The sequence below is a fragment of the Corynebacterium sp. MSK074 genome, assembly GCF_030229735.1.
GTDB lineage: Bacteria > Actinomycetota > Actinomycetes > Mycobacteriales > Mycobacteriaceae > Corynebacterium.
Genome location: NZ_JASPIX010000004.1, coordinates 1 through 16,135 on the forward strand (window position 1 = coordinate 1; position 16,135 = coordinate 16,135).

Sequence of the window (16,135 nt, forward strand, 5' to 3'; positions counted from 1 at the left end):
CGTCGTGCCACAGTAGTCATTCTGGCTTATCTCCTTATGCAGGTTGGAAACCCACACACAAACCATCAGACACTCTCGCAGTCGACGATCAATTCCTACTGCCGCGCCAGCATCACCACCAGGCAGGCTCGCCAGCCGAAGGCGCAGATATTCCACTCTTAACTGCGTCTGGCGGACTTTCCGAGCATACTGACTCAACCGGATATGGCACCCAGCTTCCGTAGCTACGGCATAAGCCGCAGAAAGATGCATCCCACATCTTTTAGCAGCTTGGCGTACCGACAGTCCGCTTCGGACTAGCTCTACAAGCTGGAAAGCCTGGCTACCGCGGCGATCAACTCGTTTGGCTTTAAACACGACTGGCAATCCAAAGGCATGACAAAAATTCAAAGCATGCCCGTAATGACAACCAAGCTCACCAGCCGCCGAACGGACACTACGCCCACTGCCAACCAAGGCAACTAAGCCACGACGATCCGATTCAGACAACGAATGAAACGGGCCAATAATCTCAGACACAACAACACCCTTCTAAGGGAAAGTGTTGCAACGACCCTCTGAACTCAAGATTGCTTCGTGGTGACGACTATCTATAGGTAATTCAATTTAAATCGGTGTGGACTTTGGGGGTGGTAGTGGCGTTGTCGATAGCCGGGGGTTTAATCTGAGTCACACTCGCTTGTATTCGTAGCGTAGGACATGGTGAGTTGTCGACTTTTGAAGGAGCACTATGCAGACCCCGCTCGGGCTCACGGCCATGGGCCTCATCATCATTTTCGTGACGGTGGGATTTTTGATCCGCGGCCGAGTAAATCCCATCATCCCCATGACGCTGGTACCCGTAGTTGGCGCCTTAATATGTGGATTTGGTCTAGGTGAAATATCTGACTTTTTCAGCGAGGGCTTAAATTCCGTCATCAACGTCGTGGTGATGTTTATCTTCGCCATTATCTTCTTCGGCATTTTGCAAGACGTCGGCCTGTTTACCCCAGTCATTCGCGCGCTCATCAAGGCCACCCGGGGAAGGATCATGGCCGTAACGCTGGGCACTGCGGCGATTGGTGTAGTAGCGCACCTTGATGGATCGGGTTCTACTACCTTCCTCATCACCATCCCGGCCCTCTTGCCGCTCTACCGTGCGCTGAACATGTCGCGCTACGTGCTCATTACCATTGTGGCGATGGCTGCCTCGGTCATGAACATGGTTCCTTGGGGCGGCCCGCTGGGCCGCGCCGGTGCTGTGGTCGATCAGGAGCCCAATGCCATCTGGGTGCAACTCCTGCCTATTCAAGGCGTGGCGATTGTGCTGGTATTCCTCTTGGCTGCGCTTTTGGGGTGGTGGGAACAGCGACGCATAGCGGGCCTGCGCGAAAGCGGAGAACTAGCGGGTGGTACTGCAGTGGACGTTAACGCATTGGCCGATGAATTCGCTGCTGCACAGGTGCGTGAACAACATAAATTGGGCTACCACATCCGCACAGGGCGCTGGGTAACCGTGGTCAATATCGTCGTTGCACTTGCCGTTTTGGTGGCCTTGCTCTCGGGCGTAGTCCCGCCCGCCCCAGCCTTTCTCATTGCCACGACCATCACTCTGGCTATCAACTTCAGCGGTCCCATGGAGCAGGGTGAGGCCCTGCGACGGCACGCGCCCAATGCCTTGGCCATGGCAGGCGTCATCCTTGCAGCCGCTATGTTCTTGGGTGTCCTCAATGAAACCAAAATGCTTGAGGAAATCGCACTGACACTAGTGAACGTTCTGCCAGAGAGCGTCGCACCGCACCTCCATGTGATCGTGGGCTTCTTCGGTGTGCCGCTAGATTTGTTGACCTCGACGGATGCTTATTACTTCTCAGTGCTTCCTATTGTTCAAGGAACTGTTGAAAGCTTTGGGGTCAGCGGCATGGGTGCGGCCTGCGCGCTCATTATCGGCAACGTGGTGGGCACCTTTGTTTCGCCCTTCTCTCCTGCATTGTGGTTGGCGCTGGGGCTTGCGGAAGGTCAGATGGGTAAATACCTCAAGCTGGCTTTCCCAATTGCGTGGATTTTCTCCGCCATCTTGGTTGCCGTGGCGCTATTTACGGGAATGCTGGCGTAACAACGAAAAAGGCCCGCAGCAAAGCTGCGGGCTATTGGTCGGGATAACAGGATTTGAACCTGCGACCTCTTCGTCCCGAACGAAGCGCGCTACCAACCTGCGCCATATCCCGGCGTTCCGCCTTGAAAAGCGGTACCTGGATACTTTAACGCAAGCTGAGCGCAATCAACAAAACGGCAGGTGGCTGGGTTTAGTCCACCTCGGTGATTTTCAGCAGAGTGGCGGAAGGGCGGCAGAAAATGCGCACCGGGGCGAATTTGGAGGTGCCCAGACCATTGGAAACATGCATCTTCATCGGGCCGAAGTCGTGGAGGCCCTGCACGCGGTCGCGGTCGATGCCGCAATTGGTTACCAGTGCGCGGGAGCCGGGCAGGCAGATCTGGCCGCCGTGAGTGTGGCCGGACAGGGAAAGTTGGTAGCCATCGTCCGCGAACTTTTCCAGCACGCGGGGCTCGGGGGCGTGGAGGAGCGCCAGGGACAAGTCGGCGTCCTCGTTGGGCGGGCCGGCGATTTCGGAGTAGTCATCCAGATCGTGGTGCGGATCGTCCACGCCGGCGGCGGCAAGGCGGACGTTGCCTACCTTGAATTCATGGCGGGCCTGGTTGGCATCGCGCCAGCCGTGCTCCAAGAAGGCGGCGCGCATACCGCGCCATGGCAAGTCCACGTAGGAGGGCTCGCGCTTTTTGCCCAGCAGGTACTTGAAGGGATTGACCGGCTGCGGTGCCCAGTAATCATTGGTGCCGAAGACGAAGAGGCCGGGGCGGGCCAGCAAAGGGCCGAGAGCGCGCAACGTATCGGGAACGGCCTGCTGGTCGGAGAGATTATCGCCAGTGTTGACCACGAGGTCCGGCTCCAGGGCGTCGAGGGCAGAAACCCAGGCAATCTTGGTCTCCTGGCCGGGGATCATATGCAGATCGGACAGATGCAGCAGCCGAAATTCTGGCTTACCGCGCAGCGTGCCCTTGGGCAGGAGGGGGAGCGTATATTCCTTGAGCTCGAATTTGGTCAGTTCGCTATAGCCCCATGCCGCGGCGCCCAGGCCGGCAGCGGTGAGGCCGCCAAGAATACGTAAAAGTTTCACGGCTACCACACTACCTGGCGTACATTGATAGGCATGAGCGAGCTAAAACAATCCATCCGTGCAGATCTGAAAACCGCAATGAAGGCCAAGGAGAAGCAGCGCACCAGGGCCATCCGCGCCTTGCTGGCCGCCATCCAGGCCGAGGAGACCAATGGTTCCCGGCATGAGCTGGAGGACGCCGATATCCTCAAGGTGATTGCGCGCGAAATCAAAAAGCGTCGCGAGTCCGCCGAGGTTTATGAGGACAACGGCCGTCCGGAGCTGGCGGAAGCCGAGCTTGCCGACGTCCCCTTCTTCGAGGCCTACCAACCCCGCCAGCTGGACGAGTCCGAGCTGCAGGCTTTGGTGAAGGAATCTATCGCGGAGGTTGAGGCCGAAAACGGCGAAGCACCCACCATGAAGCAGATGGGTGCAGTAATGAAGGTGGCCAATGCCAAGGCCGCCGGCCAGGCGGATGGCAAGCGCCTGTCCGCCGAGGTCAAGTCCCAGCTGAGCTAAAGCGGGCGAGACCGCAACGGGCGAGGCTTAGCGGCCAAGCAGGCTGCGGACGTCGTTGGCAAAGCTATCGATGTCCTCTTGGCGGATGCCAAAGTCTTCCGGCGAGAACCCGCCGCCGGTACCGCCACCGCCGTTGCCCGTTCCGCCGCCTGTGCCGCCAGTCGAGCGGCCCGGGCTCGTAGCACCGTCGGCATTACCGCCGCCGGTGCTATTTTGTGCGCCGGTGGAGTTGGCGTCGGCCACGCCGGAGGAAGGGGATTGGGAGGCCCCGGCGCCGTCGGAAAGCTGCAGCGTAATCTCCGCGCCCTTCTTCTTGCCGTCCTTGCCGGTAATCGCGCGAACCACGCGGCCATAAGGAACATTGCCGCCGATGACCCGGGAGGTCTTGACCACGTAGCCCTTGGACTCCAAGGTCTGGCGGGCCTCGGTCTCGGACTTGCCGCGCAGGCTATCAAGGGTCTTATCGGCCGTGGTGCCGTTGTCGTACTTCTTGTTGTAGTTCGGCAGTCCGGCCTTGGTCGCTATCGGCAGCTGCGTAGCCATGCTGAAGAAGGTCTGCGCCGGTTCCAAGCCGCCGTAGAGGTTGCCCCAACCCGCGCACTGGCGCACCGGTCCGGTACACAGCGGGACGGTGGAGGTGCCATCGTTATAGATATACGGCGCGGCGGAAATGCCCTCGTTGAATCCCAAGAATGCGGAGGACTGGTTGGACTCGGTGGTGCCGGTCTTGGCCGCGATTGGGCTGGAGTAACCGGCCGCCTGGGCGGCATCCTTGGCGGTGCCTTGCTTGGCGTCCTCGGACAGGGCATTGCTCATCGCGCGGGCTACGTCCTTATCAACGGCCTGCTCACACGGGGTTTCCTTGAGATAGACCTCGTTGCCTTCCTTATCCGTAACCTGGGAGATGGGGTTGGGCTCACACCACCTGCCATCCGCGGCCAGCGTGGCGCCGACATTGGAAAGCTCCAGCGGGTTGACCTGGTCCGGGCCCAAGGTGAAGGAGCCGGAGTTGGCGTCCTTGGTGTGCTGAGCAATCGAGGTGTCTTTATCAAAGCTGCCCTTGTCATCGTAGGAGCGCAGGCCCAAACGAACGGCCATATCGACGATGGGTGCAACGCCCACCTGCTCCGTGAGCTTGATAAACGGCGTATTGGGGGAGTGTGCCAGCGCTTCCTGCAGCGTCATCGTGGCCTTATAGGAACCAGCGTTTTCCACGCAGTAGCGGTCCGCCGGGCAGCCGGCGGCGCCACCATGGCCTAGGCCCTCCGCCTCGTAGCGGGTGGGCACATCCACGGTGTTTTTGATGCCATAGCCCGCTTCGAGCGCGGCCGCGGCGGTAAAGACCTTGAAGACTGAACCTGCACCGTTGCCCACCAAGGAGTAGGGCTGCGGCAGGATGGTCTCATTTTTATCTAGGTCCAAGCCGTAATCGCGCGAGGAGACCATGGCCAGCACCTTGCGGTCCGACCTGCCGGGCTTGATGACGTTCATGACTTCGGCCACGCCCTGGGCATCCGGATTGGTATGGCTTTGGACGGACTCGAGGGCCTTGTCCTGCACCGTTGGATCCAGCGTGGTCTTGATGGTGTAACCGCCGCGCGCCAGCTGATCCTCGCTAATGCCCTTTTTATCCAGGTATTTCAGCACATAATCACAGAAGAAACCGCGGTCGCCGGCGCCGATGCAGCCATTGGCCAGCGTTTTGGGCTTCTTGCCGACGCCCAGCTTCTCCTCCTTATACTTATCCGCTTCCTGTTGCTTGATATGGCCATTATCCGCCATGGATTGCAGGACTAGGTTGCGTCGGTCGGTTACTTCCTCGGCGTTGGTATAGGGATTGAGGCGCTCAGAGGATTGGACCATGCCGGCCAGCATTGCTGCCTGCGGCACCGTGAGCTCGGAAGCATGCGTGTCAAAGTAGGTGCGGGCCGCCGCCTCGACGCCGTAGGCATGGTTACCAAAAGACACCAGGTTGAGATAGTTGGTGAGGATGTCCTCCTTATCCAATTCCGCATCCATCTTGGTGGCCATACGCATCTCGCGCAGCTTGCGGGCCACGGATTGCTCGGTGGCCGCGGCGCGCTCTTCATCGGTGGTGGCAGAGACTAGCAACAGGTAGTTCTTGACGTACTGCTGATCGATGGTGGAAGCGCCCTGGGAGACGCCGCCTGACGTCAGGTTTGTCCATAGCGCGCGGAAATTTCCCTGGAAGTCCACGCCTTCGTGATCATAAAAGCGCTCGTCCTCAATGGAGACGATGGCGTTTTTCATGGCCTTAGAGATCTTCTTGCTCTCTACCGGGTGGCGGCGTTGGCTGAAGACATAAGCCATGTCCTTGCCCTTGGCGTCTTTGATTGTGGTGACGCCTGGGATATTGCCGGCAGTCAGATCTTGCAGGTCAGATTGCATGGTTTCGTTAGTGCGGGCAATCGCCACACCGGAAATGCCCGCGAAGGGGGCAAGAGCCAGGGCGATGAGCGCTCCTACCAAGACCGTAGACAGGGCTATCTTGGCCAAAGATTTGATGACAGTCACGCCCCATACACTACGTGGTTGCCCTTGGTAGGTGGAAGATCACTCGCACCCCCTAAAGTGTGACGTGTTAGACAATCTTCTACCTGGATGAATAGACTCAGATGCGTTACATAGTATTCCGTCTGGGAAGGAGCACACTCACCCATGACCGTTCGTGTGAAGACTGCTGGAATGTCTAATACAGCCCGAAATCCCGAGCGTGGTGAGTGGGTCACCCAGGCCAAATGCCGCAAGGGCGACCCGGATGCCCTATTTGTTCGCGGTGCGGAACAGCGCAAGGCGGCGGTCATTTGCCGCCACTGCCCGGTGTTGACCGAATGCCGCGCCGACGCCCTGGATAATCGCGTCGAGTTCGGTGTGTGGGGCGGGCTGACCGAGCGCCAGCGCCGAGCCCTGCTGCGCAAGAACCCCCACATTACGGATTGGGCCCACTACTTGGCCCAGGGTGGTGAGCTCGTCGGGATTTAAGAATTTAGACGGCGTGGGGCGTATTTAATAGTTAGAATGGGCCCCATGACTAAATGGGAATACGCAACCGCACCTGTCCTTACCCACGCCACCAAGCAGATCCTCGATTCTTGGGGTGAAGATGGCTGGGAACTGGTCACCGTCACCCCGGGTCCTAACCCGGAAAACGTCGTGGCCTACTTCAAGCGCGAGGTGGCAGAGTAAATGGGCTTTCATGCTCGCTTGCGGGAGCTGGGGTATGAGCTACCGGGCGTCGCCAAGCCGCTAGCTTCCTATGTGCCGGCCGTGCGCGTGGGTGATCAGGTCTGGACCTCTGGCCAGCTTCCCCTCGTGGAAGGCGCCCTGCCGTTCACCGGCAAGGTTGGCGCCGAAGTCACCACGGAACAAGCCCAGGAACAGGCTCGTATCGCGGCGCTGAATGCTCTTGCCGCTATCGATGCCGAAGTTGGCTTGGACAATGTCTCCCGCGTGGTAAAAATCGTGGGGTTTGTGGCCTCCGATCCGGCCTATGCAGACCAACCGGTAGTTATCAATGGTGCCTCCGATTTCATCGGTGAGGTCTTTGGGGATGCTGGAAAGCATGCTCGCTCCGCTGTGGGCGTAGCTGCGTTGCCTAAAAACGCCCCGGTAGAGATCGAACTAATCGTAGAAATTGCTGCTTGATCGGATAGGCTAGTAACTATGGAGCACCCCGCATATAGTCAATTGCGTCCCGTCAGCCAGTCCGTTGGCGTAGTCCTTTGTGATAACCCCAGCTACACCGCCCTTGAGGGGACGAATACGTGGATTATTCGCGCCGCTGAAGACTCTCGGGCGATCGTCGTGGATCCGGGTCCCGAGGATGAAGGCCATCTCAACGTTGTGCACCGCAACGCAGGTGAGGTGGCTTTGATTTTGATTACCCATCGCCATGATGACCACGCTTCGGGCGCACAACGCTTGCGGCAGATGACCGGCGCCCCCATCCGCGCCTTCGATCCGAGCTACTGCAATGGTGCCGAGGCCCTCCAGGACGGCGAGCACATCTCCCTCGATGGCATCACCCCAAGTCTCGAGGTCGTGCACACCCCAGGGCATACCGCGGATTCTACCTGCTTCTTTGTGTGGAGCGGCGAGGTAGCAAATTCCCGCCTCGAAGGCATTATCTCCGGTGACACCATCGCCGGCCGCCACACCGTTCTCCTTTCGGAGACGGACGGTAACTTGGCCGATTACCTGCGCACCCTCGACACCTTGGAAGAGCGCGGTAAGGATATTGCGCTGTTCCCGGGACACGGACCAGACTTGGATGACACCTCTCAGGTGGCCCGCAAGTACATTGACCGCCGCCACTACCGCCTTGACCAGATTAAGGAGATCCGCTCCCGCCTAGGCGATGATGTAGATCTGAATACCCTGGTCAACGAGATGTATGACGATGTGGACCCGGTGCTGCGCCACGCTGCGGAGCAGTCCACGCGCACCGCGCTGAAGTACTTGGACGGCGAGGCTAAATAAGCCTATTTCCATTGGCCCCTCTTCCTTTTTGGTGGGAAGAGGGGCTTAATTGTTCTGTGGGCTGAGGAAGGAGGCGCGCAGGGTCAACGTGTGGCCACGGTATGGCCCGCCGGCAGTGCGGTGTGGAGCGTACCGTGGCCACAAGTGTGGTGTGGAACTGGTTAAGGGGGGTAAAACCAGCGAAACCCCGCCGAGGCGGGGTCGTGAGCCGGCGCGGTCTTAGCGAGCGCGGCGGGCGAGGTGCTCGGTATCGACGATGAGCACGGACTTGCCCTCGAGGCGGATCCAACCGCGGTGTGCGAAGGTGGCCAGCGCCTTGTTGACGGTCTCACGGGAAGCGCCCACCAGCTGGGCAATCTCTTCCTGGGTGAGGTCGTGGTTCACGCGCAGGGCGCTGCCTTCCTGGACGCCGAAGCGGTTAGCCAGCTGCAGCAAGGTCTTTGCCACGCGGCCCGGAACGTCGGTGAAGATGAGATCAGCCAGGTTAGCGTTGGTGCGGCGCAGGCGGCGAGCCAGCACGCGCAGCAGCTGCTGGGCGATTTCGGGGTGGTCACCAACCCACTTCTTGAGCAGCTCGGAGTTCATGGTGGCGGCCTGAACCTCGGTCACGCACACTGCGGAAGAGGTGCGCGGGCCCGGATCGAAGATGGACAGCTCGCCAAACATATCGGATGGGCCCATGACGGTCAGGAGGTTTTCGCGGCCATCTGGGGCGTGGCGGGCGAGCTTAATCTTGCCCGAGGTGATGATGTACAAGCGATCACCAGGCTCGCCTTCGTCGAAGATGGTGGTTCCGCGCGGGTAGCGCACGGTCTCCATCTGCTCGATTAGGTGCTGCACTGCAACGGGATCAACGCCTTGGAAGATTCCGGCGCGGGAGAGGATGTCCTGTACGCCTTCCACGTTTTACTCCTTGGATGTCGACTACGAAAGTCCATAGATGAGCCTGTGCCACATCTGGGTGCGGTCTTTCGTGCACTCGACAATGCGGAACAAGCGGGGTCACTGTGTAACGCGTTTCATCTTACAGTGTAATTGGTCACTTTTGGTACTTCAGTGAAATTTTGTCACACTATAGAAACTCTACTCGTGCTAGTGCACGGTTCAGGCCAGCAGTTTTCCGGCCTAGTCAGCAAAAACGACTGCCTCAAGCTTTTCCATCAGGAGGGCGAAAAGGGCGATGGCAAGTGGTACCAGAATCACGAGTGAAATCATGTTTTCCTAGTCTACTAAGCTAAACCCCATGAATTCAGCACTGTCAGCGGCCAGCGCGCCGGAGCTGCGCGCACCGGAGGTAAATCGGCGTTTGGCGCAGGAGTACCCGGATGCACGGTGTGCCTTGGATTATGACTCCCCGCTGCAGCTGCTCGTTGCCACCGTTCTTTCTGCGCAATGTACGGATGAACGCGTGAATTCGGTGACCCCTGAACTCTTTGCCCGCTACCCAGAGGCGGCGGATTATGCTTCCGCGCAGCGCTCGGACTTGGAGAGCATCCTGCGGCCGCTTGGCTTTCAGCGCGCCAAGGCGGGGCACCTTTTGGGCATTGGGGAGAAGCTGGTGGCAGATTTTCAAGGCGAGGTCCCGCGCACGGTCAAGGAACTGACCAGCCTGCCCGGCGTCGGGCGCAAGACCGCACTGGTGGTGCTCGGAAATGCCTTCGGGGTCCCCGGACTGACCGTGGATACGCACTTCGGCCGCCTCATGCAGCGGCTCGGGCTGACGGGGGAGAAGACGCCGGTCAAGATTGAGAGGGACATCGCTAAGCTCGTGCCGGAAGAAGAGTGGACGATGTTTTCACACCGCGTCATCTTCCACGGGCGCCAGGTCTGCCATGCGCGCACGCCGGAGTGCGATGCATGCGTTCTGTGGGATATGTGTCCAGCTGCTCGTGGGCGCTAGGCTAACGGTATGAAGAACTACGTCCTTGGCACGGTGATTGCCGCGATCCTCATTGCCGTTATCGCGGTCGTGGGGGTCTCGCAGTTACGGGGTGGGGGCGGATCCGAGGAGGCGTCGCCAAGCGAGGCTTCCCCGCAAGAAGTCCCGCAGCGCCCAGACTGCCCGGCCGGCACCGTGGCTGGGGTAGAGCTGGAGTGCCTAGGTGGTGCGGCTGCCGGAAAGCCCGCCGATGAGGGCATAGCCGTGGTTAACGTGTGGGCGTGGTGGTGCGAGCCGTGCCGCGCGGAACTTCCCTATCTGCAGGATGTGGCGGAAACGCATCCGGACTGGCAGGTCGTGGGCGTGCACGCGGATAAGAACGCGGGAAATGGTGCGGCCTTCCTGAATGACTTGGGCGTGGAGCTGCCGAGCTTCCAGGATTCGGATAATAAGTTTGCCGGTGAGCTGGGCCTGCCGGGCGTGGTGCCGGTGACCGTGGTGTTAAAGGACGGTGAGGTGCGCAAGCAATTTGCGCAACCGTTTAGCTCCGCAGCGGAGATTGAAAAGGCCGTGGAGGAGGCGATTGCGGCATGAGTCAACTCCTTCCCGAGCGCACGCCAGATTGGCTCAAGCCGGCGCTGGGGGTAGACCCCAGCCAGGTGCAAGAGCTCATTGGCAACCGGCAGGCTTCGTCCCTCAATGGCACCAATGTGCAGGTACCAGTTAAGCGGGAAGCGGCTGTGCTCATGCTGCTGAGCGGTGAGAGCGCGGAGGAGGCCAGCATTTTGCTCACGCATCGCTCGCCGTCCATGCGCTCGCACTCGGGCCAGATTGCCTTTCCCGGCGGCCGCCGGGATCCCGCCGATACCTCCCTGGTGGATACCGCGCTGCGGGAAGCCTGGGAGGAAACGGATCTGCAGCGCAACTCCGTGACCCCGCTGGAGCAGTGGGATCAGCTGCATATCCGCGCCACCGGCAATCCGGTGAGCCCCATTCTGGCGCATTGGACCCAGCCGGGGGAGGTCTATCCCGCCAGCCCCGATGAAACCGATGACGTGTTTCTCGTACCGATCCGGGAGTTGGTCGATCCGCGCAACCGCTTCATGGTGGGCTTTAGGAAATGGCAAGGACCAGCATTTCACGCCAATGGCTACGTCATTTGGGGCTTTACCGCCGGTGTGCTCTCGGCACTATTGCAGCACGCCGGGTGGAGCGTTCCATGGGATAACAATTCAGTCATGGACCTGCGTGACTCCCTCACAAACTCCCGCAATAATGAGAAGATGTCCTAACCGCTTGTGCCGCGGTACGTATTCGTTTTAACTCCCAGATAGAAAGAACCCATAGCCATGACTCCTGCGCTCATCGTTGACGGCCTGATTGTGGTCGCCGTCCTCATAGCGCTCCTGAGTGGGTGGCGCAATGGTGCCCTCGCGGCGGTATTGGCCTCCATTGGTGTGGGCGCTGGGGTAGTGCTAGGCATTGCCGTGGCCCCGGCCGCCCTGCGTTTGGTGGATCAACCCTCGCTGCGCTTGCTGCTATTGGTGGGAATCCTGGTGCTTTTTGTGGGCGTCGGGCAGCTTATCGGATCCTCGTTGGGTGGCAGCGTGCGCGATCGCATGAAGGCGCGCAAGACGCAGCGCCTCGATTCCGCCGTGGGTGCGGTTTTTCAAGCCTTTGCCGCCTTGGTGGTTATTTGGCTCATTTCTATCCCCGTGGCCACCAACTTAGGTGGGGTGGCGGGCCAGGGCCTGCGCGATTCCCGCATCTTGGGCAAGCTCAACTCGGCCGCGCCGGCGCAGGTAGCGTCGCTGCCCAATGGGGTGGCGGCGATGCTCAACGAGTCCGGCCTGCCGCCGCTAGTCTCGCCGTGGCAAAACTCGATTAGCACCGAGGAAGTAGAAGAGCCGGACCCAGACGTGCAGGATCCGGAGATGGTGCGGCGTATGCGGCCGTCTATCATTCACGTGCTTGGCGACGCCGAAGAGTGCTCCCGCCGCCTCATGGGTTCCGGCTTCGTGGCGGCCGATGACTACGTGATCACCAATGCTCACGTAGTGGCCGGCACGCAGACCGTGCGTTTGGATACCAAGGTGGGCCTCAAGGACGCGACCGTGGTCTACTACAACCCGGATGTGGATGTGGCGGTGCTGCACTCGCGCGACCTGGGCATCGATCCGCTGCCGTGGGCCCAGGCCCCGGCCCAGACGGGCGATGATGCCATGGTCATGGGCTTCCCGCACTCTGGGCCTTTCGACGCCGAGATGGCGCGCGTGCGCGATCGCATCACCATTTCCGGCCCGGATATCTACTCGCATGGTCGCGTGGAACGCGATTCCTACACCGTGCGCGGCAAGATCCAACAAGGAAATTCCGGCGGGCCGCTGGTCAACACGGCCGGCGAGGTCCTCGGCGTGGTCTTCGGTGCCTCGGTGGATGATTCCGAGACGGGCTATGCCCTAACCGCCGATGAGGTCAATGCCCAGATCGGAGACATCACGCGGCTTACCCACCCGGTTGATACCGGGGAGTGCGTGGCGCACTAGCGATGTTCTTGTAGCCAGGCCGCTAGCGTGGAAACGAAATCCGCCGGTGCTTCCAGGTGCGGAAGGTTCTTCGCGCCGGGGACGGTCGTGGCGGTAAATCCGCGGCGGGCGCGCGAGGCGGCGCGGCGGACCACGGGGTTCCACAGTCGCTGCTGGGCGTGGATGAAGAGCACGGGACGCTCTACTGTCAGTTCTACCCAGGTCAAGGGGACCACGGCGGTGCGCATGCGGTGGTTCCACAAGATTCCACGGCGGACGCTGCCGATGCGGGAGGCGCGCAGGCGGAGATCGAGGATGCGGTCTAGGGCGGCGTCGGCAAGCGAAGGCCCCGTATCCAGCTCCAACTCCTTGCGGTAGGCGCGCGGGCTAAGCAGCAGGTTTTGGGCGCGGGTAACGCGCGGCAGGCGGCACAGCAACGAGCGCAGGTTAATCCACCCAAAGTCCCACGGCCGGGCAGCAATCGCGCGGCGCAGATCCACCGGGTGGGCGGCGGAAATGGAGGCCAGGCCGCGCACCCGCTCAGGGCGCTCTGCCGCCAAGCACCATGCCACGGCGCCGCCGGTATCGGCGCCTACTACAAAGGCGTCGTCGTGGCCCAAGGCTTGGATAAGACCGCTGATATCGCCCACCAAAGTGCGGATATCCTGCCCCGCATCAATGGGCGGCTTATCGGACATACCAAAGCCCCGCATATCCACGGCCGCGACGTGGAAGCCGCGTTGTGCAATCGGCGCTATGACCTCCTGGTAATCGAACCATCCGCCGAAGGCGCCGTGGATGAGCACCACGAGTGGCTGCGTGCTATCGCCCGCCGTGGCGACGTGCAGGCGAATGCCGCGGGTGTGGACGAACTCATGCGCATAAGGTCCATCCAGCTCCACCGTTGAGGGGGGCAGGGGTGCGAAGGCCATGGTGCCGCCTTTCTATAGTTGGGGCAGAAACGGTAGAGAAGAGGGGGCGGAAGTACACAAAATCCGCCCCAGGCTAGCTAGGGCGGATAGAGGCGTGCACGTACGCGTGGCGCCTGCCGGTTTAGGTGTAGAGGCCGTTGGTGTTCTTACGGTCCAGGGACTTCTGCGCCTTGCCCGGAACTAAGTTCTTGAGCTCCTTGGTGGAGTCAATGGTCTTCTGCGGGGCCTTGACCTGCTTGACGTTCTTCAGGCCAACGAAGGCCAGGATGCCGGCGAGAACGATCATGATCAGGAAGACGATCAGGAACGCTGCCCAGCGGTCCAGCCAGACGGCGAGGAGCTCGGCCAGGAAGAAGAAAAAGAAGAAAGAGCTATACAGCGCGATGGTGCCTGCGCCGCCGAAGAGGCCTGCACCGATGCCGCCCTTCTTAGCAGACTCTGCCAGCTCGGTCTTGGCTAGTTCCACCTCGGAGCGCACGAGCTGGGACATCTGCTCGGTGGCGTTGGAGACCAGCTGGCCTACCGAGGTCTCGGACGAGGATGTATCCACGTCACTCAAAGGGATCGAGTTCACCTTCGGTGCAAATTGATCAGTACCGTCGGTAAAAAGTCCATCGTTGCTCACGATTAATTCTCCTCGCGTTTATCTAAACCTTGTAATGTCCCCAACAATAATGGAATCACTATTATCCCATGGTGCCACGCATACTTAGGGACTTCCACGGCTATCCTAATGGATATGTCAGAAAATGACGCGTTATCCCCGCTGTTTCGCCTGCCGGGGGTAAAAGAAAGTGCAGAAAAGGCCGCCGCTGCCATTGCCCGTGCACACCGCCGACCTGCAGGATTGCGCAAGTTTGAGGTCATCTCCGCCGAATCTCTCATGCGCGGCGCCCGTGCCAGCGTGGCGCTGGACGGCCACGCCATCCCCCCACACCCGGGACCAGAAGATATGGAAGAAGGGCCGCTGGCCAGCGCTGTCAGCGCCTATTCCGTGGCCGCCCCAGAACTCTTAGATGCTACGGTGCGATCCTTTGCGCGGGCACCGCTGCAGGTGCTGGCGCGCATCGACGTCGCGGCCGGAGGCACCGGCATTCCGACCGGCGAGAGTGCGCGCTTGCAAGGGTTAGGCCGGCTCATCGCGCAGGGTGGCGGTCCCGCCTTCGATCTCTTGCTGCCGAGCGTGGTCCATGCCGAGATTGCCGCCGGCGAGTTCTTTGGCCCTCGCAGTGGCCTCGTCGCGCGCGTTGCCTCCCGCCTTGCCGCGGTGCATACGGGCTTTGACCCGCGTGGTTTTGCCGTGCCCGAGGTCTACTACACCCGCCACCGCGCCGAATATGCCGCCGCGGTGGGCAACTATCGCACAGCGCTTGCCGACGCCCTCTTAACCCACCTCGCCGCCTGGACCGCCGGTGGCAAAGAAGCCGACGCGATTGCCCGCGCGGCCTAGGAGGCGCGCCGTGGGCCCCGCTTGGGCGGGCCAGGGCGGCCCGGATGCTGCGTTAGCCACAGGCCAGCGCCGATAACTGCCGCGGTACCCGCCAGAACGGAAGCGCCGATTCCAATTTCCTTGGCGGTCGGTGCAGGAAGGAGCGGCACCGGGTCCTTAAAGGAGCGGATATTCCACTCGTGGGCGAGGGCGTGGCGCTTTAGTTGCTTGTCTGGGTTGACGGCGACGGGGTGGCCTACCTTTTCTAGCATCGGGATATCCGTAGCGGAATCCGAGTAGGCGTAGCTGGCATTAAGGTCGAGGTTTTCTGCCGCTGCGGTCTGATCCAGTGCCTCTGCTTTAGTGGGGCCCTTGCAATAAAAGAGCACCTCCCCGGTAAAGCGGCCGTTTTCCTCTGCCAATTCGGTGGCAATGACGTGCTCGACGCCGAGTTCTTCTGCGATGATGTCCACCAGCACGGCCGCGGAGGCAGAGACAATGACCACGTGGTGGCCAGCGGCGCGGTGGGCGCGGATAAGTTCGCGGGCCTCAGCATAAATGGAGGGCGTGACCACGTGATGCATGGTGTCGCGGGCGATGGCGCGCACCTCGTCCACGGACCATCCGGTGACCATTGCGGTGAGTTGGTCGCGGGTGGAATCCATGCCTTCGCTGGTCAAACCGGAGAACATATAGCTGGCCTTAGCAAGTGATAGCTGCAGTGCTTCGGCCGGCGAGATGAGCCCGTTGTGGAGGAACTCGCGGCCAAACGCATAGGCCGAGGAGGTGGCGATGATGGTCTTATCGAGATCGAAAAACGCCGCGGTGCGTGCGGGGTCGCCGCCAGCGCGGGTGGTGGCGCGGCGGGGATGACGGGGCTCGCGGGAAGTAGTCATGATGTGCTGCCGAGTGTAGCCGCACTTAACGCTTGCTGGTGTAGAAGTGGCTGATGTTAGCGGTGATTTGTATGTCACTAATGTGGGATTGGGAGTCCGCGTGGGGGTGGCGCTGGGTGAACATGCATTCGGTGCAGGTCAGCGCCGTGACCGTGGAAATCTGCTGTTAGCTGTTGTGATTGGGTGGCGAACATGTCATAATAAGCCGTGCAAGGCCCCGATATACCGTGCGGCCTGCCCCGGCTCACCCCCCGAGGCCGGGTTACTGACGGCCCGCGCGCACACCCCCCGATGCGCGGG

Annotated in this window: 17 protein-coding genes, 1 tRNA gene and 1 pseudogene; 11 read left to right on the forward strand and 8 right to left on the reverse strand. The window is 60.8% G+C overall.

Features of this window, described 5'->3' with window-relative positions; genetic code table 11:
* Nucleotides 1-519, reverse strand: a pseudogene (locus QP965_RS04970) (hypothetical protein); the annotation flags it as partial.
* 211 nt (nucleotides 520-730) lie between these two features.
* Here QP965_RS04970 and QP965_RS04975 point away from each other — a divergent pair.
* Nucleotides 731-2,095, forward strand: coding sequence for a CitMHS family transporter (locus QP965_RS04975; RefSeq protein WP_284844287.1), 1,365 nt, complete (start codon nucleotides 731-733; stop codon nucleotides 2,093-2,095).
* Between the two features lie 35 nt (nucleotides 2,096-2,130).
* Here the strand turns inward: QP965_RS04975 and QP965_RS04980 are convergent.
* A tRNA-Pro gene (locus QP965_RS04980) sits at nucleotides 2,131-2,207 on the reverse strand.
* A 78-nt stretch (nucleotides 2,208-2,285) separates the two neighbouring features.
* Entirely contained in the window at nucleotides 2,286-3,176 is an 891-nt protein-coding gene (locus QP965_RS04985) for a metallophosphoesterase (RefSeq protein ID WP_250410959.1), read from the reverse strand.
* Between the two features lie 33 nt (nucleotides 3,177-3,209).
* On the opposite strand from QP965_RS04985, the gene QP965_RS04990 reads away from it, so the two are divergent.
* Nucleotides 3,210-3,674 (forward strand): GatB/YqeY domain-containing protein, encoded by a 465-nt coding sequence (locus QP965_RS04990; RefSeq protein ID WP_284844288.1) that lies wholly within the window; start codon nucleotides 3,210-3,212, stop codon nucleotides 3,672-3,674.
* 27 nt (nucleotides 3,675-3,701) lie between these two features.
* On the opposite strand, the gene QP965_RS04995 is transcribed toward QP965_RS04990, so the two are convergent.
* Nucleotides 3,702-6,209: a transglycosylase domain-containing protein gene (locus tag QP965_RS04995; protein ID WP_284844289.1), complete on the reverse strand. Its 2,508-nt coding sequence runs from the start codon at nucleotides 6,207-6,209 to the stop codon at nucleotides 3,702-3,704.
* Nucleotides 6,210-6,353: 144 nt separating this feature from the next.
* Between QP965_RS04995 and QP965_RS05000 the strand changes: the two genes are divergently transcribed.
* The 4 genes from QP965_RS05000 to QP965_RS05015 are packed head-to-tail and all read left to right on the forward strand — an operon-like array spanning nucleotide 6,354 to nucleotide 8,174.
* A complete protein-coding gene (locus QP965_RS05000) occupies nucleotides 6,354-6,677 on the forward strand; it encodes a WhiB family transcriptional regulator (protein ID WP_005323132.1) in 324 nt (107 codons plus the stop codon).
* Nucleotides 6,678-6,722: 45 nt separating this feature from the next.
* Nucleotides 6,723-6,881: a Sp36 family protein gene (gene sp36 / locus QP965_RS05005; protein WP_005323131.1), complete on the forward strand. Its 159-nt coding sequence runs from the start codon at nucleotides 6,723-6,725 to the stop codon at nucleotides 6,879-6,881.
* On the forward strand, nucleotides 6,882-7,340 hold the full coding sequence (locus QP965_RS05010) for a RidA family protein (protein ID WP_284844290.1): 459 nt from the start codon (nucleotides 6,882-6,884) through the stop codon (nucleotides 7,338-7,340).
* Nucleotides 7,341-7,358: 18 nt separating this feature from the next.
* Nucleotides 7,359-8,174: an MBL fold metallo-hydrolase gene (locus QP965_RS05015; protein WP_284844291.1), complete on the forward strand. Its 816-nt coding sequence runs from the start codon at nucleotides 7,359-7,361 to the stop codon at nucleotides 8,172-8,174.
* Nucleotides 8,175-8,393: 219 nt separating this feature from the next.
* On the opposite strand, the gene glxR is transcribed toward QP965_RS05015, so the two are convergent.
* Entirely contained in the window at nucleotides 8,394-9,077 is a 684-nt protein-coding gene (gene glxR / locus QP965_RS05020; protein ID WP_005323128.1) for a CRP-like cAMP-activated global transcriptional regulator GlxR, read from the reverse strand.
* 340 nt (nucleotides 9,078-9,417) lie between these two features.
* Here glxR and nth point away from each other — a divergent pair, with 340 nt between their 5' ends.
* From nth to QP965_RS05040, 4 genes are read left to right on the forward strand one after another with little or no spacing between them, the layout of a single operon-like run.
* Nucleotides 9,418-10,074: an endonuclease III gene (gene nth / locus QP965_RS05025; protein WP_284844292.1), complete on the forward strand. Its 657-nt coding sequence runs from the start codon at nucleotides 9,418-9,420 to the stop codon at nucleotides 10,072-10,074.
* A 9-nt stretch (nucleotides 10,075-10,083) separates the two neighbouring features.
* The gene (locus QP965_RS05030; RefSeq protein ID WP_284815678.1) at nucleotides 10,084-10,647 is read left to right on the forward strand and encodes a TlpA family protein disulfide reductase; all 564 of its coding nucleotides are present in this window, start codon (nucleotides 10,084-10,086) and stop codon (nucleotides 10,645-10,647) included.
* On the forward strand, nucleotides 10,644-11,345 hold the full coding sequence (locus QP965_RS05035) for an NUDIX hydrolase (protein ID WP_284844293.1): 702 nt from the start codon (nucleotides 10,644-10,646) through the stop codon (nucleotides 11,343-11,345). The genes QP965_RS05030 and QP965_RS05035 overlap by 4 nt, the downstream gene beginning before the upstream one ends.
* Before the next feature lie 57 nt (nucleotides 11,346-11,402).
* A complete protein-coding gene (locus QP965_RS05040) occupies nucleotides 11,403-12,599 on the forward strand; it encodes a MarP family serine protease (RefSeq protein WP_239278480.1) in 1,197 nt (398 codons plus the stop codon).
* On the opposite strand, the gene QP965_RS05045 is transcribed toward QP965_RS05040, so the two are convergent.
* Together QP965_RS05045 and QP965_RS05050 are read right to left on the reverse strand one after the other, a co-directional pair.
* Nucleotides 12,596-13,510 carry an alpha/beta fold hydrolase gene (locus QP965_RS05045; RefSeq protein ID WP_284844294.1) on the reverse strand — a complete coding sequence of 305 codons (915 nt, stop codon included), beginning with the start codon at nucleotides 13,508-13,510 and terminating at the stop codon, nucleotides 12,596-12,598. The genes QP965_RS05040 and QP965_RS05045 overlap by 4 nt on opposite strands.
* A 121-nt stretch (nucleotides 13,511-13,631) precedes the next feature.
* Entirely contained in the window at nucleotides 13,632-14,138 is a 507-nt protein-coding gene (locus QP965_RS05050; RefSeq protein ID WP_239278546.1) for a phage holin family protein, read from the reverse strand.
* A 105-nt stretch (nucleotides 14,139-14,243) separates the two neighbouring features.
* Here QP965_RS05050 and QP965_RS05055 point away from each other — a divergent pair, with 105 nt between their 5' ends.
* Nucleotides 14,244-14,960 carry an oxidoreductase gene (locus QP965_RS05055; protein WP_284844295.1) on the forward strand — a complete coding sequence of 239 codons (717 nt, stop codon included), beginning with the start codon at nucleotides 14,244-14,246 and terminating at the stop codon, nucleotides 14,958-14,960.
* Here QP965_RS05055 and QP965_RS05060 read toward each other — a convergent pair.
* Nucleotides 14,957-15,835, reverse strand: coding sequence for an HAD family hydrolase (locus tag QP965_RS05060; RefSeq protein WP_284844296.1), 879 nt, complete (start codon nucleotides 15,833-15,835; stop codon nucleotides 14,957-14,959). The two genes, QP965_RS05055 and QP965_RS05060, sit on opposite strands and share 4 nt — an antisense overlap.
* Nucleotides 15,836-16,135 lie beyond the last annotated feature (300 nt).